Genomic DNA, 25,143 nt, shown 5'->3' on the forward strand with positions numbered 1-25,143 from the left:
ACAACTTCCCCCTGTTCGCAGTAGCACAATTCCGCTCACCTGCCACAATACAGCCGAAACTGTAACAGGTTTTACCTGCTGGTATAGCGAAGCGGTATTTACTTATTCCGCGTGTGGCAGTTAATCTCTCCGCGGACGCAGAGCAGAAGGGAACGTGATATGCAGATCAGCAACGCGGTCGCCGTGGTGACCGGCGGCGCGTCGGGCCTGGGCCTGGCGACGGTCAAGGAATTGCACGGACAGGGCGCGAAGGTCGTCATCATCGACCTGCCCTCCTCCAACGGTGAGTCCATCGCCAAGGAGCTGGGCGAGGGCGTCGTGTTCGCGCCGGCCGACGTGACCAACGAGGAGCAGGTGGCCGCGGCGCTGGACGCGGCGCAGGCGCTGGGCACGCTGCGGATCGCGGTGAACTGCGCGGGTATCGGCAACGCGATCAAGACCGTCAGCAAGAAGGGCGCGTTCCCGCTGGACGCGTTCACCAAGGTCGTCTCGGTGAACCTGATCGGCACGTTCAACGTGATCCGCCTTGCCGCCGAGCGCATCTCGGCCACCGAGCTCGACGGCGAGGAGCGCGGTGTCATCATCAACACCGCCTCGGTCGCGGCGTTCGACGGTCAGATCGGCCAGGCCGCGTACTCGGCGTCCAAGGGCGGCATCGTGGGTATGACGCTGCCGATCGCGCGCGATCTGGCGAGTGTGAACGTCCGGGTGGTCACCATCGCCCCGGGCTTGTTCCACACCCCGCTGTTCGAGTCGCTGCCCGACGAGGCGATCGCGGCCCTGGGCGCGCAGGTGCCGCATCCGGCGCGTCTGGGTGACCCGGTCGAGTACGCGGCGCTGGCCCGGCACATCGTGGAGAACCCGATGCTCAACGGTGAGACCATCCGCCTCGACGGCGCGATCCGCATGGCGCCGCGCTGAGGCAGGCGCCGATCCGTCGGCGATCGACACGGGGCCCGGTCCGCATCCCCCACGGACCGGGCCCCGTCGTTCGTTCGGGCGCGGGATACCTTCGCCCGCAACGTATTCGAAGTCTCAGACGACGACGGGCTTGACCCCGGCGACCAGCTCGGGCCGCAGGATGTCGGCGAGGCGCTCGGGCGGCAGCAGGCCCTTCTCCAGCACCAGCTCGGCCACGCCGCGTCCGGAAACCAGCGCCTCCTTGGCGATCTCGGTCGCGGCGAGATATCCGATATACGGGTTCAGCGCGGTGACCAGGCCGATGGAGTTCTGCACCATGGCGCCGGTGACCTCGGCGTTGGCGGTGATACCCGCGACACACCGGTCCGCGAGGGTGCGGCAGGCCGCGCTCAGATGCACCATGCTCTTGGACAGCGAGTGCAGGATGATCGGCTCGAACGCGTTGAGCTGCAACTGACCCGCCTCCGCGGCCATGGTGATCGTCATATCGTTGCCGATCACCTCGAAGGCCACCTGGTTGACCACTTCGGGAATCACCGGATTCACCTTGCCGGGCATGATCGACGAACCCGCCTGCACCGCGGGCAGATTGATCTCGTTGAGCCCGGCGCGCGGCCCCGAGGACAGCAGGCGCAGGTCGTTGCAGGTCTTGGACAGCTTCACCGCGATCCGCTTGAGCACGCCCGAAAGCTGAACGAACGCACCGCAATCCTGCGTGGCCTCGATCAGATTGGTCGCGGTCACCAAGGGCAGCCCGGTGATGGCGGCAAGATGACCCCGCGCGGCCTCGGCGTAACCTTCCGGGGCGTTGAGCCCGGTGCCGATCGCGGTGGCGCCCAGGTTGATCTCCTCCATCAACACCACGGCCTCGGCCAGGCGGCTCTGATCCTCCTCCAGCATCACCGCGTAGGTGGAGAACTCCTGGCCGAGCGTCATCGGCACCGCGTCCTGCAACTGGGTGCGACCCATCTTCAGCACGTCGTGGAACTCGGTCGCCTTGTCGGCGAACGCGTTGCGCAGCACCGTCATCGAGTCGAGCAGCTCGTGCACGGCCAGGATCGTCGCCACCCGCACCGCGGTCGGATAGGCGTCGTTGGTGGACTGGCTGAGGTTGACGTCGTCGTTCGGATGCAGGTGCGCGTACTCGCCTTTGGCGTGCCCGAGAATCTCCAGCGCACGGTTCGCGATCACCTCGTTGGCGTTCATATTGGTCGAGGTGCCCGCACCGCCCTGGATGACGTCCACGATGAACTGTTCACGCAGCCGACCCTGTTCGCGGATCTCCCGGCAGGCCGCCGCGATGGCCGCGGCCTTGTGCGGCGCGAGCAGACCGAGTTCCTCGTTGGCTCGCGCGGCGGCCTCCTTCACCGCGGCCAGGGCGGTGATCAGATGCGGATACGCGGCCAGCGGGGTGCCGGTGATCGGGAAATTCTCGCTCGCGCGCAGGGTGTGCACACCCCAGTAGGCGTCGGCGGGAACGTCGCGGTCCCCGAGCAGATCGTGTTCGCGGCGGGTCACGGCGGTCGTCATCGTGCGGGTATTCCTTCGCTGGAACGGAACGCGCCGAGGCCGGAAGGGTACCGCGGGCCACGGCGCATCCCATAGGTTTCGCGCCGGTCGGCGCCCGGATGACCCTACGCCGATCACGAGATATATGCCACCATTTACTGGCATATACCAAATTTCGTTGGCCCATAGACAGGTGGTGCGGCGCGTGGGACTACCGCCTCGGGCGTCCCGGGTGACTAGTGTGGTGGCCATGTCCACCGACTCGCGTCCCGCCACCGCCTCCGGAACCTTCACTCTCGGCGGCGATCTGCCCATCCATCGCCTCGGCTACGGCGCGATGCAGATCACCGGCCCCGGCGTGTGGGGTGAGCCGAAGGACCTGGACGAGGTGGTGCGGCTGCTACGGCGCGCGGTCGAACTCGGCGTCAACTTCATCGACACCGCGGATTCGTACGGCCCGTTCGTCAGCGAGACCCTGATCCGAAAGGCGCTGCACCCCTACGCCGACGATGTGGTCATCGCCACCAAGGCGGGTCTGACCCGGCCCGGCCCCGACGTGTGGCTGCCGCTGGGCCGCCCCGAATATCTGCGCCAGCAGCTGGAATTGAGCCTCCGGCACCTCGGGCTCGAGCGCATCGATCTGTATCAGCTGCACCGGATCGACCCCAAGGTCCCGCTGGCCGATCAGATCGGCGAGCTGGTGGCGCTGCAGAAGGAGGGCAAGATCCGGCACATCGGCCTGTCCCAGGTCACCGTCGCGCAGCTGGAGGCCGCGCGGAAACTGGCCACCATCGTCTCGGTGCAGAATCTGTACAACCTGGCCGACCGCACCTCCGAGAAGCTGGTCGACCACTGCGAGGCGAATCAGATCGCCTTCATCCCGTGGTTCCCGATGGCCACCGGCAAGCTCGCCCGGTCCGGCGGCCCGCTCGACGACATCGCCGAGACGCACGAGGCCACCCCGTCGCAGCTGGCCCTGGCCTGGTTGCTGCGCCGCTCGCCCGTGATGCTGCCGATCCCGGGCACCTCGAGCGTCGCCCATCTCGAGGAAAACGTTGCCGCGGCGACGGTTTCGCTCTCCGACGAGGACTACGCCGCGCTGTCCGCGGTGAGCGCGCCGGCCAACTCCTCGGGCGGCGCCGTCTCGCGGCTGTTCAAGCGGCGCTGATCGAATGTGTGGTGCGGGCGGACAGATCCACCCGCGCCACACAACTCACCGATGCCACCGCATCGGCAACAGGCATGCCGTTCGGGCCGAGGCGAGTGATCGCACCGATTCCTCTCGCCGCCAAGGGCTTTCGGGCTGAGCATCGTGACTTCGGCAGCCGCGGCCAACGGGCCTCACAGCGGCGTCACGTACGCGCCCGCGATTCCCCCGTCGACCAGGAATTGCGATGCGGTGATGAAGGAGGAGTCGTCGCTGGCGAGGAAGGCGACCGCGGCCGCGATCTCCTCCGGCTCGGCGAAACGGCCGAGTGGAACGTGCACCAGACGCCGCGCCGCGCGTTCGGGGTCCTTGGCGAACAACTCCCGCAGCAACGGAGTGTCGACCGGCCCGGGACACAGCGCGTTCACCCGAATTCCCTGACGTGCGAACTGCACTCCGAGTTCGCGGCTCATCGCCAGTACGCCGCCTTTGGACGCGGTGTAGGAGATCTGCGAGGTGGCCGCGCCCATGACCGCGACGAAGGAGGCGGTGTTGATCACCGATCCCCGGCCGCGCACGAGCATCTGCTCGATGGCGTACTTGCTGCACAGGTAGACCGAGGTCAGGTTGACCTGCTGCACCCGCTGCCAGGCGTCCAGGCCGGTGGTGAGGATCGAATCATCCTCCGGCGGTGAGATTCCCGCGTTGTTGAACGCGATATCGAGCCCGCCGTAGACCTCCACCGCCGTCCGGAAGAGCGCCCGCACCTGCGTCTCGTCGGTGACATCGGTACGCACGAAACGTCCGTCGACCTCCGCGGCGGCGGACTCGCCCGCGGCCTCGTCGATATCGGCGACCACCACCCGCGCGCCCTCCTGCGCGAAGCGGCGGACGGTGGCCAGGCCGATACCGCTGCCGCCGCCGGTGACGACGGCGACGCGATTCTCCAAGCGCTGCACGGTGACTCCTCTGCGAACGAGCTCCGGACGTTCCGGAGCGGGGAGATGAGAAGGCTGCCTCGAGGGGTTATTCGGTGGCGATGAAGACGTTCTTGGTCTCGGTGAACGCACGCGCCGCGTCCGGACCGAGTTCACGCCCGAGGCCGGACTGTTTGAATCCGCCGAATGGCGTCCAATAGCGCACGGAGGCATGCGAATTCACCGACAAATTCCCGGCCTCCACCGCGCGCGAGACGCGCAGCGCCCGGCCGACGTCGCGGGTCCAGATCGAACCGGACAGCCCGTACTCGGTGGCATTGGCCAGCGTGATCGCCTCGGCCTCGTCCTCGAATGGCAGCACCGCAACGATCGGGCCGAAGATCTCCTCGGTGGCGACCGGATCGGATGCGCTGCCCGGCAGCACAACCGTTGGCGGATACCAGAATCCGGGACCGGCCGGATTCGTGCCGGTGTACGCGACCGTGGTCGAGGAGTCGACGAATCCGGCGACCCGCTCGCGATGTTCGGCCGAGATCAGCGGGCCCATCTCGGTCGATTCATCGGCGGGATCACCGACCCGCACCGCCCGGACGGCCGGCTCCAGCAGCTCGAGAAACTTGTCGAAAATATTGCGCTGCACCAGGATTCGCGACCTGGCACAGCAGTCCTGCCCGGCGTTGTCGAACACTCCGGCCGGTGCGGTGGCCGCGGCCGACGCCAGATCCGCGTCGGCGAACACGATATTGGCGCTCTTGCCGCCCAGTTCCAGCGTGACGCGTTTGACCTGACGGGCGCATCCGGCCATGATTTCGCGGCCGACCTCGGTGGATCCGGTGAACACCACCTTGCGCACGGCCGGATGGGTCACGAACCGCCGGCCCACCACCGAGCCCTTCCCGGGCAGGACCTGGAAGACATCCCGCGGCAGCCCCGCCTCGAGCGCGAGTTCCCCGAGCCGGATCGCGGTCAGCGGGGTCAGCTCGGCCGGTTTGAGGACCACGGTGTTACCCGCGGCCAGCGCGGGCGCGAAACCCCAGCCCGCGATCGGCATCGGGAAATTCCACGGCACGATCACCCCGACCACGCCCAGTGGTTCGCAGAAGGTGACGTCCACCCCGCCGGGCACGGGAATCTGGTTGCCCAGCAGGCGTTCCGGCATACCCGCGCAGTAGTCGAGCACATCGCGGACGTTCCCGGCCTCCCAGCGCGCATTACCGATGGTGTGCCCGGCATTGGCGACCTCGAGGCGAGCCAGATGCTCCAGGTCCGCGTCGACGGCCGCGGCGAACCGACGCAGCAACCGGGCCCGATCGCCCGGCGCGACCTCGCGCCAGGACGACGCCGCCTCGGCCGAGCGCGCGATCGCGGCGTCGACCTGCGCCAGATCCATCGATTCCACTGTGGCCACGGGCCGTTCGGTGGCGGGGTTGATCACCTGCACCGTTGTCACCGCTGACACTCCTTTCGCCTCAGAGCCGTTCGAAGCCGCGGACGCGTTCCCAATCGGTGACCGCGGCGTCGAAGGCGTCCAGTTCGACCTGCGCCGCATTCCGATAGTGCCGCACCACGTCCTCGCCGAACGCGGCCCGCGCGACCGTGCTCTCGCCGAACAGTCGCGCGGCCTCGCGCAGCGTACCGGGCACGCGCGGACGCTGCGACCGGTAGGCGTTGCCGTGGAATTCGGGCTCGAGCGGGAGGCTGCGTTCGATGCCGTACAGGCCCGCCGCGATCAGGCCGGCCACGGCCAGATACGGATTCACATCCCCGCCGGGCACCCGGTTCTCCATCCGCAAGGACGGGCCGTTGCCGACCACGCGTACCGCGCAGGTGCGGTTGTCCCGGCCCCACGCGACCGCGGTCGGCGCGAAACTTCCCGAAACGAATCGCTTGTAGGAGTTGATATTCGGTGCGTACAGATAGCTGAACTCACGCAGACAGTCCAGCTGCCCGGCCACGAAGTGCCGCATCAGCGCCGAGGGTTCGCCGTCTTCGCTCGCGAACACCGGACGATCCTGCTCGTCCCGCAGGCTCAGGTGAATGTGGCACGAATTTCCTTCGTGCTCATCGAATTTCGCCATGAACGAGATGCTGCGGCCCTCCTGGGCGGCGATCTCCTTCGCACCGGTCTTGTAGATGCTGTGGTTGTCGCAGGTGGTCAGCGCCTCGTCGTAGCGGAAGGCGATCTCGTGCTGGCCGGGGCGGCATTCGCCCTTGGCCGACTCGACATACAGTCCCGCGCCGGACATCTCGCCGCGAATCCGGCGCAGCAGCGGTTCGATCCGGGCGGTGCCGAGCAGGGAGTAGTCGATGTTGTACTGATTGGCCGCGGTGAGATCGCGATAGCCCGAGCGCCAGGCCGCCTCGTAACTGTCGTCGAAGACCAGGAATTCGAGTTCGGTGCCGACGTAGGCGCGTAATCCGTGCTCCGCCAGCCGATCCAGCTGCCTGCACAGCACCTGCCGCGGCGATACCGCCACCGGTACGTCACCGGGCGTGCCCGTCGCGTCCACCTGGACGATATCGCACAGCACCAGCGCGGTGCCCGGCCACCACGGGACCAGCCGGGCGGTACTCATATCCGGTCGCAAGGCGAAATCGCCGTATCCGGTGTCCCAGGAGGACATCGCATATCCCTGCACCGGCGTCATCTCGACATCCACCGCCAGCAGGTAGTTGCACGCCTCGGCACCGTGGGCGAGCACCTCGTCCACGAAATACCGTGCCGAACAACGCTTCCCCTGCAACCGCCCCTGCATGTCGGTCACCGCGATCAACACGGTGTCCAACGTCCCCTCCTCGGCCAACTCGACCAACTCGTCCACACTCAACAGCCCCGTGCGCATCCCGAACCCCTCTCAGCTCGACCCGCCCAACGCTAGAGGACCCGGGGCGCACGGACCCGGCGAACACGCGATCACGCCGCAGACCCGCATCGACGGCGGCCACCGCGCTTGCGGACGAGGCGGCGACGCACAAGCACCTGGCGCGATCAGAAGACCTCCGCACGCGCACATCGACCGACCGGACCGGTGGCCCGGTCGACACCCCCGATACACGGACCTCGGCCCGGAATCCGTTGTGCTGCAGAGGACGAGGACACGCCGGAGACCGTGCCGCCGAACCGCCGGCCGCTCGATGTGCCGCGCCGGAACTCACGCCGATCACACCCGGCCGCGGGGTATTCGGCGCGGATTGATCAGGGCACCAGGACGACGACGCTCGGGCCGTGCGCACCGGCCGCGGCGGACAGGGCCGCCGCGGGATCGGCCAGTCCGACCACGGTGACGTCCAGTACCGACAGGTCCAGCACGCCGTGCCGGATCATCGACCACACCTCACGCACCGTCGTGTCCTGGCACATCCACGAGCCGCGCACGGTCAGCCGGCGGTGCATGAGGTCGTGATACGGAATGGGCAGTTCGTGGCGCACTCCGCCGATCAGCACCCACGTCCCGTCGATCCGGATCGCGTCGTACCCGGCCATCGTCGGTTCCGGACCGGGCACCATGCCGAGCGTGTCCAGGACCGCGTCCAGCGGCCCGGCCGCCGCGCGGATCGCCCGAGCGTCGGCCGTGCGGTCGCCGGACAGCGGTACTGTCAGCACGCGCGAATCCACGGCCGCGAGAGCGGCGAGCGTCGTGCGATTGCGGCCGACCGCGACCACCGCGGCCGCACCGCGTGCGAGGGCCATCAGGACCGCCGCCGTGCCGAGCTGTCCGGTCGCGCCGACCACCCCGACCGTGTGCCCGGGGCGAACACCGGCACGATCGACTCCCTCACCGGCAATGCACAACCACTGCAGGAAGGCGAGTCGTTCGGGTGCGGGATAGGCGTCCGCACCAGGCAGTGCGACCAGGGTGCGTTCGGGCTGCAACGCGCGCTCGGCGAACAGTCCGTTCCGCCAGACCTCGCGCATGCGGTCCGTGGTCGGCGTCGGCCGGCCGTCGCCGCCGATTCCGGTCCAGCCCAGCAGCACCTCCTGTGCGTCATCGGTGCGATTCGAGCGGAACATCGCGTTGGCGGCGACGATATCGCCCGGCTGCACCGCGAACACGTCGTCGGCGGTCTCGGTGACCCGCGCGATTCCACAGGGCCCCAGTACGATCGGGGTCGGGAAGCCGCCGCGCTGTCCGGCCACGAGGTTCCCGGTGTACGCGGGAATCATCGCGGCGAGCACATCGAGGGTGGCCCCGCCGCCGCGCAACCGCGGTTCGGGGACGTCCGCGAGATGCAGGCCGCTGTCGAGTGCTGTCATCTGCCATGCCTTCATGTCCCCCAGTCCACCGCTGGTCCGGAGCGGTATCCAGAACCGCGTGATCGTGGAATCGGGAGTACCAGCATGAGCGGCGCGCCCGCTACGCCGATTCCGCCGCGGCGGCGACATCCTCCAGGCGGCGACGGGTCGTGCGTTCGCCGAAGGCGGCCAGCACGGTGCCGAGCAGGACCATGACCACGGCAAGATAGAGGAATACCGCGGTGTATCCGAGGCTCGAGTAGATTCCCGCCACGATGAACGCACCGGCCACCCCGGACAGCCGGCCGACACTGTTGGCGAATCCGGAGCCCAGTCCGCGTAGCCGGGTCGGGAATACCTCCGGCAGGTAGGTGTACAGCACCGCGACGAGCGCCTGCATCAGCATGATGATCAGAAAGCCGATCACCATGACAGCCACCGCGCCGGAGGAGATCCCGAAGGCGAGCAGCAGCACGGTGACGACCAGGCTGAGGCACAGGATCAGCGTCTTGCGCTCCCACCGGTCCACCAGCGGCCACGCCGACAACGCGCCCGGCACCGCCGCGATCGAGAGCACGAGCGAGTAGTTCAGGCTCTGTGTGCGGGTGTACCCGTCCGCGACCAGCAACGTCGGGATCCAGGAACTGAATCCGTAGTAACCCAGGATCAGGCAGACCATCACGATGGAGGCGATGATCAGGCGTTTGAGGTAGGGCGGGGTCAGCAGGTCCCGGATGTGACCGGAATCGGCGGTCTCGGCCGACGAATCCGCTTGTGGCAGTTCATGCCCCACGATCGCGCGGGCCTGCGCCTCCAGCTTCGCCAGCACCGGTTCGGCAGCCGTGTCACGTCCCTGGGCGACCTGCCACCGGATCGATTCCGGCAGCAGCCGCGCCGACAGGATCACCCCGACGATGCCGCCCGCGCCGATCACGAACACCCATCGCCAGGCTCCCGGGCCGATCGGCACGAGCAGTCGCGCGACGGCGGCCGCGATCGGCACCCCGAGCAGACCCAGCGCGAGGGTCAGCGACTGATAGCGCCCGCGTTTGTCCCTCGGGAACATCTCGGTGACGTACACCAGCAGCACTCCGGTCATGGCCTGCAGCCCGAATCCGGTGAGCACCCGAGTGACCGCGAGCATCACCGCGTCGACCGACAATGCCGAGAGCAGCGAGCAGACCGAATAGAACGTCGCGGCGACCAGGATCGTCGGACGGCGTCCGTACCGGTCGGCGAGGCGACCCCCCAGTAGCCCGCCGACGAACATCCCGAGGAACGAAGCCGAGGTCACGACCCCGACCGTGGTGATCGACAGTCCCCATTCGCTGCGCAGGGCGGGTGCGACGTAGGCGAAGGTGTTCAGGTCGACCAGGTCGAAGGTGAAGAAGATCCCCAGCAGCGCCACCCATGTCCGGTGTGAGCGGGTGATGACCGAAATCCGGTCCAGTCGGGCGTCGACCGCGTGGGACAGCGGTCTGACGGGCGTGGCATCCATGGGCACTCCAAAGTGACGTAGCTTACAACGAAAACATCAGACATTAACCTGAAAGCGGTTGTCAACCCCTTGCGTTGCGACCGGATTAGGCTGCTAGTATCCCGTCGCATCGATGGTTCGTTAATACATCTGATGTATTCAGACCAAGTACTGGTACGACAGTCGGCGATTCCGCGGGAATCCGCGAGACCGGCCGATCACGGACGAAGGAGGCTGCGCCGTGACGGTGCACACCGGATGGCAGGGACGTTTCTACGAGGACTTCGAGGTCGGCGACGTATACCGGCACCCGCTCGGGCGCACGATCAACGAGGCCGACAACACCTGGTTCACATTGCTGACCATGAACACCCACCCGGCCCACTTCGACCAGCACTACGCCGCACAGACCCCGTTCGGGAAAGTGCTGGTCAACTCGGGCCTGACGATCGCCATGCTGATCGGCATGAGCGTCACCGACGTCAGCCAGCGCGCGGTGGCGAACCTGGCGCTGACCGACGTGCAGCTCACCCACCCGGTATTCGTCGGCGACACCCTGTACGCGGAGTCGCTGTGTACCGGCAAGCGGGAATCGGCCTCCAAGCCGTACGCCGGGCTGGTCGAGGTGCACAGCCGGGCGCTCAACGCCGACGGCGACGAATGCCTCTCGTTCGACCGCACGATCATGCTGTACCGGCGCAGCGCGGCTGCCGATATCGACTCCTTCCCGGAGGCGAAGAACGGTCCGCTGTCCCTCCCGGAACCGGGAGCCGCGAAATGACCCGGCTGCCACTGGCCGACGTACGCATCATCGCGGTCGAGCAGTACGGCGCCGGTCCGTTCGGCTCGGTGCACCTGGCCGACCTGGGCGCCGAGGTGATCAAGATCGAGGATCCGAGAAGCGGCGGCGATGTCGGGCGCGGCGTCCCGCCCTACGCTCAGGACGGTGATTCGCTGTTCTTCGAGACGTTCAATCGCAACAAGCGGTCGGTAACCCTGGATCTGACCGATCCGGCGGGCCGGGAAGCCTTCGAGGAACTGGTGAAGGTCAGCGACGCGGTCTATTCGAACCTGCGCGGCGACGTGCCCGCCAAGATGCGGATCACCTACGACGACCTGAAGCAGCTCAATCCGCGGATCGTGTGCTGCTCGCTGACCGGCTACGGGATGACCGGCCCGCGCAGCAGCCAGCCCGGTTACGACTACATGCTGCAGGGTCTGTGCGGCTGGATGTCGGTGACCGGCGAGCCGGACGGGCCACCCGCCAAGTCCGGGCTGTCCATGGTCGACTACTCCGGCGGGCTGGTCGCGGCCATCTCGCTGCTGTCCGGAGTACACGCCGCGCGCCGCGACGGCATCGGAATGGACTGCGACGTAAGTCTTTTCGATACCGCTCTGAATATGCTGACCTACCTGGCGACCTGGCATCTGAACGCGGGCTTCGAGCCCGCGCGCACGCACCACTCGGCGCACCCGAGCCTGGTGCCGTTCCAGAACTTCCGCACCGCCGACTCGTGGATCGTCATCGGCTGCGCCAAACAGAAGTTCTGGGAGCGATTGGTCGAGGCGATGGGCAGCCCGGCTTGGGCGGCGCAGGACCGGTTCGCCACGCCCGCACTGCGCTATGCCAATGCGGCCGAATGCATCGAGCATACGGAATCCGAACTGGCCCAACGTACTACGGCGCAGTGGCTGGCGCTGCTCGAGCAGCGCGGAGTGCCTTGCGCGCCGGTCAACACGGTGGCCGAGGCACTACGTGACGAGCACACCACCGCACGCGGAATGATCACCGCCACCACGCATCCGCGGTTCGGCGAGGTGCGCCAGGTGGTTTCACCGGTGCGGGCGGGCCGGTTCCGGGACGACCATCGCCGGGCGCCGCGCATGGGCGAGGACAACCGCGCGGTGCTCTGCGACATCGCCGGCATGTCCCCGGACCGCTACCGCGAACTCGCCGATCGGGGCGCGTTCGGCACTACCGCATCTTCCACACCGAAAGGACAGTGACGCATGGACTTCCGATTGAACGCCGATCAACAGGAGTTCCGCTCGGCCCTGCGCAAGCTGGTGGACTCCGAGATCGTCCCGGTGGCACGCGACTGGGAACAGTCGGGCCGCTATCCGGCCGAGATCGTCGAGCAGATGAAGCAGATGGGCTTGTTCGGCCTGACCATTCCGGAGGAATTCGGCGGCGCGGGTGCGGATTTCGTCTCGTTCACGCTGATGTTCGAGGAGATCGCACGCGGGTGGATGGGCGTGGCCGGAATCCTGGGCAGTCATTCGCTGGCGTGCTGGATGCTCTCGCGGCACGGCACCGAGGAGCAGAAGACCAGGTACCTGCCCGAACTGGCGACCGGCGCGCGACGCACCGGCATCGCACTGACCGAACCGGACGCGGGCACCGACCTGCAGGGCATCCGCACGGTCGCCACCCGCGACGGCGACGACTACATCGTCAACGGCAGCAAGATGTGGATCACCAACGCGCGCTACGCCGATCCGCTGCCCGTACTGGTCAAGACCGACCCGAGCGCCGCCCCGGCACACAAGGGCATGAGTGTCCTGCTGGTCGACGCCGGCACCCCGGGATTCGAGGTGACGCGCGACATCCCGAAGCTGGGTTACAAGGGCACCGAATCCTGCGAGGTGGTGTTCACCGACGTCCGGGTGCCCTCGCGAAACCTGTTGGGCGGCACGGAGGGCCGCGGAATGCAGCAGGTCCTGTCCGCGCTGGAGATCGGACGGCTGAACATCGCCGGACGCAGCCTGGGCATCGCCCAGCGCGCCTACGACGAGTCGCTGGCGTACGCCAACGGCCGGCGCGCGTTCGGGCAGCCGATCGCCGATTTCCAGGCGATCCAGATCAAGCTGGCCGATATGGCGACCCAGTTGCAGGCGGCCAGGCTGCTGACCTATTGGGCCGCAACGGATGCGGACCGGGGTGAGCGCTCGGATCTGCAGACCGGGATGGCCAAACTGTTCGCCTCCGAAGTCGCGCTGCAGGCGGCCCAGAACGCGATGCGCATCCACGGCGGATACGGCTTCTCGACCGAGTTCGAGGTCGAGCGGCTGTATCGGGACTCGATCCTGATGACGATCGGCGAGGGCACCAGCGACATCATGCGCACCGTGATCGCCCGCTCGCTCAACGCGGGCAAGGGCAAGGTGGGCTGGTGACCACGCCGCCACGGAGCTGGTTGTTCTGCCCGGCGGACCGGCTGGACCGGCTCGCCGGGGCGGTGGCTCGCGCCGATGCGGTGATCGCGGATCTCGAGGATGCCGTAGCCCCGGCCGGTAAGCCGGACGCACGCGACGGGCTGGTGCGCTGGCTGCGGGAAAATCCGGCCACCGCGACATCGGTGTGGGTCCGGGTCAACAGCCATCCCCGTTATCTCCCAGGCGATCTCGACGCATTGACCGGCGGCGGCACGCCGCTCGCGGGATTCGTGCTGCCGAAGGCCGAGCTGTCCGGGGTGAGGTCGGTGGCCGAGCGGACCGACCGGCCGTTGCTACCACTACTGGAGACCGCGGCCGGGCTCTGGCAGGCTCCGGAAATAGCTTCCGGCGCGACGGTATACACGCTGGCTATCGGCGAGTACGACCTGTCGGTCGAGCTGGGCACAGCCGCACCGGACATCGACGCCGCACCACTGGCATGGGCGCGATCCCGGGTGGTCGCGGCGGTCTCGGCGGCCGGTATCGCACCGGCGCCGGCACCCGTATCGGCCGTACTCGACGACGAGGCCGGTTTCCGCGCGGACACGGCCGCACTACAGCGCTGGGGATTCTTCGGCCGGATGTGCGTTCACCCCGCGCAGGCCGTGGCCGTGCGCGAACTGCTCACCCCGACGACGAAAGAGATCGACCGAGCCCGCGAGATCGTCGAGCGGGCCGAGCAGGCCGAACGCGAAGGCGCGGGGGTTCTGGTGATCGACGGCAGAATGGTCGACCTCGCGGTGGTGCGGCGTGCACGTCGCACGCTGGCGCTCGCCGAATAGGCACGGCGACACCATCGGCATCGCCGACCGGACGGACATATCTCGCCGTCTGCGGCACCGCGGTCGCGCGTGCGGACACTCGCCCGCACGCACGACCGGCCGCACGCGCCCCTCGGACGACCGTGAGCCGGCCGGCGCGTGCGGCCGAATCGGTCACCCGCGGCAGGCTTCGGCGAACTCCCGGGCCGATGCACCCGACCCCAGGCCGAGTACCGCGCCGCGCACCCGGTCCGCGGTGGCGGCGTCGGTCGCCAGAGCCATACTCGCGGAGAACTTTTCGACGATCTCCGCGTTGCCGAGCGGTCGCTCGTCGTGGCCGCGGTTGACCTGCTCGCGGTGGGCGATCGTGCGGCCGTCGGTCAGCCGGATCTCCACGGCACCGGAATATGCTGCGGGGAAGGCGCTTTCGGGATCGTCAACGATCTCCACCTTGCGCGCGAGGGCAAGCACCGCCGGATCGGCCAGGGCGGCGTCGTCCAGTTCGGCCAGGGTGAACCGCCCGCGGGCCAGGACCGTGGCGACGACGTACGGGAGACTGAATTTCGCGTCGTACTCACTGCTCGGAGCCCACTTGTTCGGTTCCGGTTCACACACCACCCGGCGGGGCGTGGCGTGGATCGCGCATCGCACCGACACAATATCATCGGCTCCAAAATTGTTGTCCCGCAGCAGGATCTGCGCACTGTCGGCGAAGGCGTGGATGAAATGGCACACCGGGTAGGGCTTGACCGCCGTACGCATCAGTTCCCATGTTTCGCCCAGGTCCGCGGCGACCGCGCCGGGGTCTCGATCACGGTCGGCCAGGTGGGTGTTGAACAGCCCGAACCGGCCCTCGTAGATCGCCCCGGGTCCGGTCCAGCCCGCCTTGGCGAAGGTGGCCGCGGTCAGTCCGGACATGGCGGCCCAGCCGGGGTGCAGGCGCTTGGTCCAGGCGCCGTCCTGGAGGAATTCCAGCAGGCCCGACGCCATCGATCCGACGATCCCCTGCGCGGTCGCCAGACCGGCGGCATCAAGGCCCATCAGCTTGCCCGCGGCAACGGCGCTGCCGAACGCGCCGACCACGCCGGTGGGGTGAAAGCCGATGTCGTGGAATGCACCGTGCGCGGCGATACCCACCCGCGCGGAGACCTCCACTCCGAGGATGTACGCGGTCAGCAGGTCCATTCCGTCGGCATCGGCCGCGATCGCCGCCGACAGCGCGGCGGGCAGCGCGGCGGCCGAGACGTGCGTGACGGCGGGGATGTGCGTGTCATCGAAGTCGAGTCCGTGGACGAGAACGCCATTGAGCATGGCCGCGTCGCGGGGCGAGAGCAATTCCTTCGATCCGAGCACCGGGCATTCACCCGTCCCGAAGGTACTCAGCGCATCGCGCGCGATGGCGCTGAACGGGTACGTCGTCGCGGCGAATGCGAGCCCGACGGAGTCCAGGATCAGGTGGCGTGCCCGCTCGAGCACCTCGTCAGGGATGTCCTTACGCGTGGTGCGCGCGGCGAATTCGGCCACACGCGCGGCAAGCGGGGCGCTCGGCTGCTCGGTCACTATTTCCTCCTGATGTGTCGCTGCACCATGCAATGTAAACATCAGACATTTAGATGGCAAGGGCCAACGGCCAGAACTACCCCGAGCTGAGGGCACGATGATTAAACATCAGACTTACTGCGCACAGGTTGGTGTGCAGCCCTCCCGAGCAGGTAGGCTGCGCTCAGCGAACAGTAGATCGTCGGATGAGCGGAAGGCGTGGGATGTCGGCACAAGGTGCGGGCGCGGAGCAGGGGCTGCGCGTACAGCGTGTGCAGGCCGCCTACCGGCAGGTCGCCGATCAACTCAAGGACCGGATCGTCGGCGGGGAACTCGGGCCCGGAACCCGGCTGCCCAGCGAGTCGGAGCTGTCGCGGATGTTCGGCGCCAGCCGCAGCACGATCCGCGAGGCGCTGCGCCTGCTGGCGAGTCAGAACCTGATCAGCACCACCAGGGGCGTCACCGGCGGTAGCTTCGTATCCTCCCCCGATGTCGCATCCATCGCCGAAAACCTCAGTGGCTCACTGGGTCTGCTGGTCAACAGCCGCAATCTGACCGTCGCGCACCTGCTGGAGGCCCGGCTGATCCTCGAACCGTTCGCCGCCCGGTTGGCCGCTGAGCGCGCCGACGCCGAAACACTCGCCGAGTTGAAACACCTCACGGCGAGCACCCACCAGATGGCCCCCGCCCGAGGTTTCGTCGTGCACTGGGACTTCCACGAGGGCCTCGTCGCCGCGACCGGCAATCCGCTGCTCGAGCTGATGTCTCAACCGATCAACGAGGTCCTGCGCGGCCACCTGCATCGCGACCGGATCGAACGCGCCGCCTGGGACGCGGTCGACCACGATCACGTCGGCATCTACGAGGCCGTAGCGCGCGGCGACGGCGCCGAGGCCGAACGTCTCACCCGCGAACACCTCCTCGAACTCCGCGGGATCTACGAACAGATGGGCGAGCCCGCTCAGGAGTGACCCGCCAGATACCTCCGCGCCCCGGACGGCCCGGACTCGATATCCGCGGCTCGCGTGCGACCGCGCATGGTATTGGAGAATTGCGTGATGGTGGAATCAGGAGTAGCGGCATGAACGGCTCGGCGAACGTCCGCGTGAGCGCCGATGCCCGCAGGTCGCAAACCGCGGCCCGCCGCCGCGAACTCGGCACATTCCTGCGCGCTCGGCGCGAACGCACCAGCCCCGCCGAGGTGGGACTGCCGGGTTCGGACCGCCGCCGCACCCCCGGTCTGCGCCGGGAGGAGCTCGCGGTGTTGTCGGGCGTCAGCACGACCTGGTACGCGTATCTGGAGCAGGGCCGCGATGTGAACCCGTCGGATCAGGTGCTCACCGCCATCGCCGATGCCTTGCGCCTGACCGGGGATGAGCGCGCCCACCTGCGCGCCCTGGCCGACGGCACAGCCGGGTCGGCTCCCCCGCCTCCCGTGGAGAACCTGTCCGCCGAGGTCGCCGCCATCCCCGCCCTGCTGTCCCCCGCCCCCGCGTACATCACCGGCGCCACCACCGACCTGCTGGCCTGGAATGACGCCGCGGCGGAATATTTCTCGGGCCTGATCGTGCAATCTGCTTCCGCCGCACCGAATCTCGCACGCTGGGTATTCCTCGACCCGGACGCCCGGCGAATCCTGCTCGACTGGACCGAGGTCGCCCAATCCGTTCTGGCCCGCCTGCGCACCAACGCCGGCCGCCATCCCGATGACGCCCGATTCGCCCGTCTGGCAGCCGAACTCCGCGAGGGCAGCGCGGAGGCGGCCGCCTGGTGGCCGCGCTACGACATCGCCACCAGCCATTCGGGGACGAAACGCCTGCACCATCACACGCTCGGGCCGCTCACTCTCACCCACGCGTCGTTCACCGTGACCGATGCTCCGGACCAGATCCTCGTCGTCTACTCCGTGCCCTGATCGCACCGGCGGACAAGACCTCAGGCCCCGGCAGCATCCGGATAGAAGCTGCGCCCCTGCGCCCCGCCCGATACCGACCACACTTCGACGATCTTCCCCTCCTCGAAGCGCAGGATGTCGGTGCCGCTGAGATTCAGCTCGCCGTCCGGTCCGGATCGGCGCGCACCATACGGCCGGGCGATCAAACCCGTTCGCGCACTGTCGATCTCGATGACGGGTACACCTTGCGTCTCGTAGCGCAGGCCCGGCCGCTCGGCCCGGAACCGCGCGATCTGTTCGACGAAGGTCCGCGGATCGTGAATCTCGTCGTAGACCGTGGCGCCGGGCTGGGCGTATCGCAGCGTCAGTTTCGGGGCCAGGATCTCCTGGCCGAGCGTGAGATCGCCACTCCACAGGGCCGTCCACTTGTCGAACAGCTCGATCGCGAAGTCTCGCACGATTCCTCCAATAGTATTACTGATACAGTCTCATTGATACGGTCTCAATGAGACTAACATATAGTCTCAGCGATACGGTGTCAACGGACAGGGAGACGCGGATGCCCGAACTCGGACCGCAGGACCACGTCGTGCTCGGCCTCGTCGCACGCCACGGCCCGCTCACGCCGTACGAACTCAAGGCCAGGGTCGAAGAGAGCGTCGATTATTTCTGGCCGGTCCCGCACGCGCAGCTGTACCGGATCCCCGCGCGCCTGGCCGAGCAGGGATTGTTGCGCGAGGAAGCCGAGGAGACCGGCCGTCGCCGCCGGGTGTTCCACCTGACCGACGCGGGCCGCGAAGAACTCGAACGCTGGCTCTCCGAACCGAAGTGCCCACCCGCCGAGACCCGCGACCCGGCCCAACTCAAACTCTTCTTCGCCGACCTCGGTGCACCGCGGGACGTGATCGCCCTGGCCAACGACCAGGCCGCCCAGCACCTGCGCTGGCTCGACCTGTACCGCACCCTCCAGGCCGAGATCGACCCGAAGGACAGCATCCGCGCCGAATCCCGTTCCCGCATCCTCGAACTCGGCATCAAACACGAACAGGCCTACGTCGATTTCTGGGAAGCCCTGGCGCGCGACCCCGTCCGCTCCCCCTCGCCGGCACCCGACCCGGACACGGGCCCCTGACCGCACAACATCGGCAGATCCACCACGCGTACGAACCGAGCCCGGCGTCCACCGATGAATTCCACGGGCCAGCGGCGTCTACCCCTACAACCCGCACGCTGTGGACCCGTCAGGGAGGACTCAATGAGCACCGAAGCACTGCCGCCCGTCGTCGACGCCGAGACCTGGCAACGCGAACTCGACGCGCTGCGCATCCGGGAGAAGGCCGCGACCCGCGAACTCGACGCGATCGCCGCCCAGCGCCGCCGCTTGCCGATGGTCGAACTGCCCGATTACACCCTCGAGGGGGAACAGGGCCCGATCCGGCTGGCGGACATCTTCGAGGGCAGATCGCAGCTGATCGTCTACAACCACATGTGGTTCGAGGGCGAGCAGTGGCAGTGCCCCGGCTGCACCGGATTCACCTCGCAATTCACGCGTCTGGAGTTCCTGGACAACTATGACGCCCGTTTCGTCATCGTCACCCAGGGCCCGATCGACGAGGCCCTGGCCTACAAACGCCGCGTCGGCAACAAGATGCCCTGGTACTCCACCGCCAACAGCCCGTTCGGCGCCGCCGTCGGCGCACCCCCGAACAGCGGCTTCGCGGTGAACGTCTTCCTCCGCCACGGCGACACCGTCTACCGCACCTGGCACACCGACGGCCGCGGCACCGAACAACTCGCCCACACCTTCCCGCTCATCGACATCCTCCCGTACGGCCGCCAGGAAGAATGGCAGGACTCCCCCGCGGGCTGGCCCCAATCCCCCACCTACACCCGCTGGTCCAGCGCCCAGGACATCGCCGCCGTCTATGGCGAGCCGGACTGAGAGCCGGACCGCCGGCCGGCCGAATCCGAGAGCCGTGATCGAATCGGGGTCATCACCCCCGTTCTATGAATGGTTACCGGTGGGCACTACTGTGAGCGGCGTCTCGTCGAGTCACCAGGAGTGCCGATGCGTGGGATCCGCGGAATTGCCCGCCTCATATCCGTTCTCGCCGGGACGGTGACACTGGGGGCGGCCGCCGCCCTGGTCCCGGCCGGCGGCTCCGCGGCGGTGCCGAGGTTCGACCACATCGTGCTGGTGATGTTCGAGAACGCCGGATTCGATTCGATCATCGGCAGCTCCCGCGCGCCCTACTTCAACCATCTCGCCGACAACGGCGCGCTCTTCACCGACGCGCATGCGGTGACCCACCCCAGCCAGCCGAATTACCTCGCCTTGTTCTCCGGCGGGACGCAGGGCGTGACCGATGACAGCTGCCCGCACAACCTCACCGGGCCGAACCTGAGCACCGAACTCGTCGCGACCGGACGCTCCTTCACCGGATACGCCGAGTCGATGCCGACGCCCGGCTACACCGCGTGCACCGGCAGCAACGGCCGATACGCCCGCAAACACAACAGCTGGGTGGACTTCGCCGACGTACCCGCGGCCGCGAACCAAACCTTCGCCGCCTTCCCCCGCGACTACTCGCGCCTGCCCACGATCTCGTTCGTCAGCCCCGACATGTGCGACGACATCCACGACTGCCCCGTCGCCACCGGCGACACCTGGCTGCGCAACAACCTCGGCTCCTATGCGGACTGGGCCAAGGCCAACAACAGCCTCCTGGTTGTGACCTTCGACGAGGACGAAGGCACCCACGCCAACCACATCCCCACCATCTTCTACGGCGCGGGCATCACCTCCGGCCGATACAACCAGCGCATCGACCACTATTCGGTGCTGCGCACCCTCGAAGACGCCTACGCCCTCCCACCCCTCGGCGAATCCACCCACGCCGCCCCGGTCGGCGATATCCGGGGCCCCACTCTCGGCGGCCTCCCCCTGCCGACCGGCTCACACTGATCACCTCCGCTTCAGCTCACCAGTGCATCAGCGCACCCGAGTTCCATTCCACAGCACAGTAATCCGATGCACCGGTGTCGAACCATCTTGTGGTCCACGGCAATCAGGTCCGCCCGAACTCCGACGGCCGAGCACCGATGCGAAACGCATTGGACGACATCGCATTCCAGACACGTACAGCTCCCGGAAAGACGCGGGCCGAGTCCCGATGAGCCGGACCTGCCGAGAATTCCTCTGGCAGATCGCGGTGGATCCGGTTGCGGCCGTGATGACCTCAGGTCACCGGGCTCCTCGGCCGGCCTCGAGCAACCCCAGCTGCCGCAGGTCGGTCACGTACTTGTCGATCAACGGCTCGGTCAGGTGCGGCACGTCCTGGGTTCGGTCGATCGCGACGGATTGCACCGCGGAGCGGAACTTTTCCGCGGGCATGGGGGTTTTCGGCATCGGCGCCGCGGGCCGGGCATAGGCGCTCAGCAGCGGTAGCACGGAGTTCTTCCGCTGGTTCTCCGGCAGCGCCCGCAACGCCGCCTCGAATCTGCTCAGCCACTCGTCGTAGTCGTCGATCCGGTCGATCCGGTTGCCCGCCGCACTGAGCCAGTCGACGAACGTGTCCAGGGAAATTCCGTCGTCGTAGGTGTTGAGCACGTTGTAGGTGCGGTATTCGTCGGTGATGTCCCTGCCCAGGGCGGTGATCGCGGCGGCGGTGAAGTCTGCCGGTAGTCCGTCGTAATGGGCGCGCTGCGGGTTACCGGCCGGGTCGAGCTGATAGAAGGACCGGGGCGCGATATGGGTCGTCACCAGACTCAAGACCAGGCGCGTGAACATATCGGTCACGTTGACCTGGCCGGAGTAGCGGCTGTGCGCCAAGATCATGTCCGACCGGAATACCGCTACCGGCAACCCACACAGATCGTGCGCCCGGCGCAGCAGCACCTCTCCGGCCCACTTGCTGGTCGCGTACCCGCTGGCATACGAAGTACCCAGGGAACGGGCAGGGCTGGCCGCGCGCACGTCCGCGTCCTCGCCGATGAACCCGCCGTCGGGCAGTGCGGTCACCGCCACCGTCGAGATGAAATCGATCGCCTTGAGCCGCTTGGTGATTGCCAGCTCGATGATTTCGGCGGTACCCACCACGTTCGGGCCGAACAGCTGGCTGTAGGGCAGCACGTGGTTGACCATCGCGGCCGCGTGCACGATCAGGTCCACCGACTCGGTCAGGCGATTCCAGGTGCGGGTATCGAGGCCGAGGTGGGTCGCGCCCACGTCACCGACGAGGACCTCGAGATGTTCATCGGCCAAGGCGCGAAAGCGGGCGGACAACTCCGCGTCCCCGCTGTCGATCGCGGCCTCGATGCGCTGCCGCGCTGCGATCGGGTCGGCGCCACGGGCCAGGCAGATCAGCGTTCCCCCGACCTTCGCCAGCCGTTCCAGCCACTCCAGGCACAAGAAGCGACCCAGATACCCGTTGGCGCCGGTGAGAAGGACGGTGGTCACCGAACCGGTCGGCGCGGCGAGCGTGGGTGCGGCAGCCAATGTCTCCGCGTCGATGAACTTGTCCAGCGTGAGGTCGGCCGCGTGCGCGACGGTGGCGTCGCGGCCGTGCACCGAGGTGAACGTGGGCCGCGCCGAAGCCGAAGTGCGCTCGCCGTCAACGTAATCCGCGATAGTGGCCAGCGTGGCCGTGGGACCGATGATCGTCTGCACCGGCACCTCGATGTGATAGATCTGCTCCAGCAGCGAGCCGAAGGAGAAGGCCGAGAGCGAATCACCGCCGAGCTCGATGAATTTGGCATCGGCCGGCATGCCCGCTCCGGCAGCCTCGGAGCCGAGCGTTACGAGAGCGGCCCGCCGGACGGTTTCGATCGTCGGAAGTTCCCGGGCGTCGGCACGCAGCTCATCGATCCGGTTCTCTTGTCCCGCAGCGATGTCGGCGTACATCGCGTTCAACCGTTCGCCGTAGCGGGCCTTCAGCGCCGGGCGCAACAGCTTGCCGATCCCCGACAGCAGGCCGTTCGCACGGGTGAACGGCTCGGACTCCAAGAGGAACTCTCGCGGGATCTCATAGCCGTTGAGGCGATTCTCGGTTGCGATGTGCTGCAACGACTCCGAGATCAACGTGCGGGCATCACCGGCTCCGATCGCGTCCTGGTTCGGGACGACCACCGCCAGCAGGAACGATTGTTCGCTGCTGCCGTAGACGAATATCTGCCGAATGTACGGGCTGGCAGAGTATTCGGCCTCGAGCTTGGACACCGCGACGAACTCGCCTTGCGAAAGTTTGATGACGTTATTGCTGCGATCGAGATACACCAGGTGATCGGGGGCGGTCTCCGCCATGATGTCGCCGGTCTTGTAGAAACCGTCCTCGTCGAATATCTCGGCCGTCAGCTCCGGATGCTTGTAGTACCCGGGAATCAGGCTGGTCGACTTCAGGTACAGCTCGCCGCGCGGATGCGGCCGGTCGGTGGTGAGGTACCCGAGTTCGGGAACGTCGACGAGCTTGTAATCGGTCACCGGTGGACGCATGATAGTTCCGCTGCGCATGATTCCGCCGGCGTTCTCCGTCGAGCCGTAGCCGTCGCTGACCGGACAGTCGAGCAGGGACTCCATGAAAGTGTGCATCTGCGTCGACAGCGGTGCGCTGCCACACATCGCCGACACCACGCGGCCACCGAGAAAGTCTTGCCGCAGTTCGGATTTCACCGCGTCCTCCAGAATGTCGAGACTCTGCCCGCCGACCGTCGACTGATCGAGCTCTCTGCGGTAACGCCGAAAGATCATGTCGCACACCCGCGGAACGAGATTGAGCGCGGTGGGGCGGACCAGCCCGATATCCTCGAACAAGGTGGACATGTCGCTCTCGGCGGCGAAATATCCGATACCGCCGGCGGACAGCGTGCTGATCAGCCACGCCAGCCCGTACACGTGACTCAGCGGCATGTACTGCAGGTGAATCGCTGGGATCTGGATGCCGATATCGAGCGACGGGCTGTGCGGGCGCAGCCACAGCCGCGAGACCAGGTCGGCGGTGTACATCGCCCCTTTGGGCGTGCCGGTGCTGCCCGAGGTGTAGATCAAAGTGGCCAGTGGGTCCTCGCCCGCCGCGGGGGCGAACGCAGGCGCCTGCGGTAGTCCGCGCCCGGCATCCAACTCCTGCCGCAGCGGTATCACGTCCACCGCGCGACCAGCGGCGGCCAATCGCATCGTGGCCGACCGGAAACGCTCGTGCTGCTCATCGTCATCGCTGCGGTAGTCGAAGACCACCAACCGCTCGACCGAGGAAGCGCCGAGCACCACGTCGACCGCGATGTCCACCGATTCGATGCTGGCCGCGAAGATCCGCGGCTCGGTCTCGGCGGCGATGGGCGCCAGCCGGGCGGCGGTCGAACTGGTCTGCAACGGTACGAATACGGCGCCCAAGCGGATGCACGCCAGGTCGATCAGCGTGTAATCGATGCTGGTGAAGCCCAGCACGGCGACGAAATCCCCGGCCCGAAAGCCACTGGACCGCCACGAGTTGGCCAACGCGATGACCCGGTCACGCAACTGGCCGTAGGTGATCGTGTCGAAGCCCGACAGCAGCGTAGTGCTCTGGAGTCCGGTGGCCTCGCCCCGCGTCACCTCACGCGCGCGCTGCCCCAACGCCGGCCGCTCGGCGTAGCCATTCAGGTACTCCTCCACCACTTCCCACAGCCCGAGCCCCGGCCGTTGCGCGGCCTCGACTACTTCCGGCAGTGGCGCCGCGGCCCGAAATTGCGGATCGGTCGCGTACAGATGGTCGACTCGGCGGGTCAACCGCTGGAATCGCTCGGTTTCATCCATGATTCCTCGCCTTCTGAAGGTGTCCGTGCCCATCGGTCCGACGCGTCGAGTCACCGCGTCGACTCGCTCCGGCCAACAACCGCCTCGCCAGTTAGCTCACTGATCGCCACATAGGAGTTCCAGAGCGGCCAACCTCCCCGAACCCGGTCGCGCCCGGAGCCCGACAGCCTGTCCACTGTCGCGCCAAGCACGAGTTCAGAGCAGTTACGGCTCACATCCAGTGAAGCTCTGCCGAGCCCCCTCTTCAATAGGCAGAGGCCATGACCAGCAGATAGCTGGATCGACCGCGCACGCGAAGCACCACCCATCCGCCGGGGCGAATGCGACCTGATTCACGAAGTCTTCCGGCGGGGCGGGGCGGATGTGGCAGCGGAGTGGTGAACATCATCGCCGCCCGAACTGTCTCCATCTCGCGGTGACATCCAGCATCTGAAATGGGACCTGCGACACCAGTTCGTGAAATGTCGTCGCCCTACCGTCGAAGGTGTACGAGCCGCACGGCAGGCGCCGCGACAGGAGGAGCACATCATGAACTGGCCGACCGCCGCAGTCCTGATCGCCCTGATCATCATGGTCATGGTCATCGTGACCACCTATCTGACCGGCCGCTTCTCGAAGCGGTAGACATCGTCAACGCACGTATTCGTGCCCGGCGCCGCCTTCGACTCGGCGATGCGGTCCGGCGCAAGAAAGGCCACCGCGTTGACCATCGACGCATTC

20 protein-coding genes are annotated in these 25,143 nt (G+C 67.4%); 11 read left to right on the top strand and 9 right to left on the bottom strand.

Annotated elements, in window-relative coordinates; translation table 11 throughout:
* The first annotated feature begins 159 nt into the window (after window positions 1-159).
* Window positions 160-921, top strand: a complete 762-nt coding sequence (locus NV1_RS26395; RefSeq protein WP_067896893.1) for a 3-hydroxyacyl-CoA dehydrogenase — start codon at window positions 160-162, stop codon at window positions 919-921.
* 114 nt (window positions 922-1,035) lie between these two features.
* Here NV1_RS26395 and aspA read toward each other — a convergent pair whose 3' ends face one another.
* A complete protein-coding gene (gene aspA / locus NV1_RS26400) occupies window positions 1,036-2,451 on the bottom strand; it encodes an aspartate ammonia-lyase (RefSeq protein ID WP_067896895.1) in 1,416 nt (471 codons plus the stop codon).
* A gap of 229 nt (window positions 2,452-2,680) precedes the next feature.
* Here aspA and NV1_RS26405 point away from each other — a divergent pair, with 229 nt between their 5' ends.
* The gene (locus tag NV1_RS26405) at window positions 2,681-3,598 is read left to right on the top strand and encodes an aldo/keto reductase (protein WP_067896897.1); all 918 of its coding nucleotides are present in this window, start codon (window positions 2,681-2,683) and stop codon (window positions 3,596-3,598) included.
* Window positions 3,599-3,771: 173 nt separating this feature from the next.
* On the opposite strand, the gene NV1_RS26410 is transcribed toward NV1_RS26405, so the two are convergent.
* The 5 genes from NV1_RS26410 to NV1_RS26430 form a co-directional block, all read right to left on the bottom strand.
* The gene (locus NV1_RS26410; RefSeq protein ID WP_067896899.1) at window positions 3,772-4,536 is read right to left on the bottom strand and encodes a 3-oxoacyl-ACP reductase; all 765 of its coding nucleotides are present in this window, start codon (window positions 4,534-4,536) and stop codon (window positions 3,772-3,774) included.
* A 67-nt stretch (window positions 4,537-4,603) separates the two neighbouring features.
* Window positions 4,604-5,965 carry an aldehyde dehydrogenase family protein gene (locus tag NV1_RS26415; RefSeq protein WP_067896902.1) on the bottom strand — a complete coding sequence of 454 codons (1,362 nt, stop codon included), beginning with the start codon at window positions 5,963-5,965 and terminating at the stop codon, window positions 4,604-4,606.
* 19 nt (window positions 5,966-5,984) lie between these two features.
* The gene (locus NV1_RS26420; protein WP_067896904.1) at window positions 5,985-7,358 is read right to left on the bottom strand and encodes a glutamine synthetase family protein; all 1,374 of its coding nucleotides are present in this window, start codon (window positions 7,356-7,358) and stop codon (window positions 5,985-5,987) included.
* Between the two features lie 353 nt (window positions 7,359-7,711).
* Window positions 7,712-8,770: a zinc-binding dehydrogenase gene (locus NV1_RS26425; RefSeq protein WP_218027213.1), complete on the bottom strand. Its 1,059-nt coding sequence runs from the start codon at window positions 8,768-8,770 to the stop codon at window positions 7,712-7,714.
* 100 nt (window positions 8,771-8,870) lie between these two features.
* Window positions 8,871-10,247, bottom strand: coding sequence for an MFS transporter (locus NV1_RS26430; protein WP_067896909.1), 1,377 nt, complete (start codon window positions 10,245-10,247; stop codon window positions 8,871-8,873).
* Window positions 10,248-10,467: 220 nt separating this feature from the next.
* Between NV1_RS26430 and NV1_RS26435 the strand changes: the two genes are divergently transcribed.
* Genes NV1_RS26435 through NV1_RS26450 form a run of 4 tightly spaced genes read left to right on the top strand, consistent with a single transcriptional unit; the run spans window position 10,468 to window position 14,224 of the window.
* On the top strand, window positions 10,468-11,007 hold the full coding sequence (locus NV1_RS26435) for a MaoC family dehydratase (protein WP_067896911.1): 540 nt from the start codon (window positions 10,468-10,470) through the stop codon (window positions 11,005-11,007).
* Complete coding sequence (locus tag NV1_RS26440; protein WP_067896912.1) at window positions 11,004-12,233, top strand: CaiB/BaiF CoA transferase family protein; 1,230 nt, start codon at window positions 11,004-11,006, stop codon at window positions 12,231-12,233. The genes NV1_RS26435 and NV1_RS26440 overlap by 4 nt, the downstream gene beginning before the upstream one ends.
* Window positions 12,234-12,236: 3 nt before the next feature.
* Window positions 12,237-13,403 carry an acyl-CoA dehydrogenase family protein gene (locus NV1_RS26445; RefSeq protein WP_067896914.1) on the top strand — a complete coding sequence of 389 codons (1,167 nt, stop codon included), beginning with the start codon at window positions 12,237-12,239 and terminating at the stop codon, window positions 13,401-13,403.
* Window positions 13,400-14,224 carry an HpcH/HpaI aldolase/citrate lyase family protein gene (locus NV1_RS26450; protein WP_067896916.1) on the top strand — a complete coding sequence of 275 codons (825 nt, stop codon included), beginning with the start codon at window positions 13,400-13,402 and terminating at the stop codon, window positions 14,222-14,224. The genes NV1_RS26445 and NV1_RS26450 overlap by 4 nt, the downstream gene beginning before the upstream one ends.
* A 153-nt stretch (window positions 14,225-14,377) precedes the next feature.
* On the opposite strand, the gene NV1_RS26455 is transcribed toward NV1_RS26450, so the two are convergent.
* On the bottom strand, window positions 14,378-15,763 hold the full coding sequence (locus NV1_RS26455; protein WP_067896918.1) for an MmgE/PrpD family protein: 1,386 nt from the start codon (window positions 15,761-15,763) through the stop codon (window positions 14,378-14,380).
* 203 nt (window positions 15,764-15,966) lie between these two features.
* Between NV1_RS26455 and NV1_RS26460 the strand changes: the two genes are divergently transcribed.
* Together NV1_RS26460 and NV1_RS26465 are read left to right on the top strand one after the other, a co-directional pair.
* Complete coding sequence (locus NV1_RS26460) at window positions 15,967-16,713, top strand: FadR/GntR family transcriptional regulator (RefSeq protein ID WP_067896920.1); 747 nt, start codon at window positions 15,967-15,969, stop codon at window positions 16,711-16,713.
* A gap of 110 nt (window positions 16,714-16,823) precedes the next feature.
* Window positions 16,824-17,657 (top strand): helix-turn-helix transcriptional regulator, encoded by an 834-nt coding sequence (locus tag NV1_RS26465; RefSeq protein WP_067896922.1) that lies wholly within the window; start codon window positions 16,824-16,826, stop codon window positions 17,655-17,657.
* A 20-nt stretch (window positions 17,658-17,677) separates the two neighbouring features.
* On the opposite strand, the gene NV1_RS26470 is transcribed toward NV1_RS26465, so the two are convergent.
* Window positions 17,678-18,094: a nuclear transport factor 2 family protein gene (locus NV1_RS26470; RefSeq protein ID WP_218027214.1), complete on the bottom strand. Its 417-nt coding sequence runs from the start codon at window positions 18,092-18,094 to the stop codon at window positions 17,678-17,680.
* A gap of 101 nt (window positions 18,095-18,195) precedes the next feature.
* Here NV1_RS26470 and NV1_RS26475 point away from each other — a divergent pair, with 101 nt between their 5' ends.
* From NV1_RS26475 to NV1_RS26485, 3 genes are all read left to right on the top strand, one after another.
* Window positions 18,196-18,768 carry a PadR family transcriptional regulator gene (locus tag NV1_RS26475; RefSeq protein WP_067896929.1) on the top strand — a complete coding sequence of 191 codons (573 nt, stop codon included), beginning with the start codon at window positions 18,196-18,198 and terminating at the stop codon, window positions 18,766-18,768.
* A 123-nt stretch (window positions 18,769-18,891) separates the two neighbouring features.
* Window positions 18,892-19,578: a DUF899 domain-containing protein gene (locus NV1_RS26480; RefSeq protein WP_067896932.1), complete on the top strand. Its 687-nt coding sequence runs from the start codon at window positions 18,892-18,894 to the stop codon at window positions 19,576-19,578.
* A 126-nt stretch (window positions 19,579-19,704) separates the two neighbouring features.
* Window positions 19,705-20,601 carry an alkaline phosphatase family protein gene (locus NV1_RS26485; protein WP_067896934.1) on the top strand — a complete coding sequence of 299 codons (897 nt, stop codon included), beginning with the start codon at window positions 19,705-19,707 and terminating at the stop codon, window positions 20,599-20,601.
* Window positions 20,602-20,880: 279 nt separating this feature from the next.
* On the opposite strand, the gene car is transcribed toward NV1_RS26485, so the two are convergent.
* The gene (gene car, locus NV1_RS26490; protein ID WP_067896937.1) at window positions 20,881-24,423 is read right to left on the bottom strand and encodes a carboxylic acid reductase; all 3,543 of its coding nucleotides are present in this window, start codon (window positions 24,421-24,423) and stop codon (window positions 20,881-20,883) included.
* Between the last annotated feature and the right edge of the window lie 720 nt (window positions 24,424-25,143).

This window comes from Nocardia vaccinii NBRC 15922 (assembly GCF_001613305.1).
Lineage (GTDB): Bacteria > Actinomycetota > Actinomycetes > Mycobacteriales > Mycobacteriaceae > Nocardia > Nocardia vaccinii.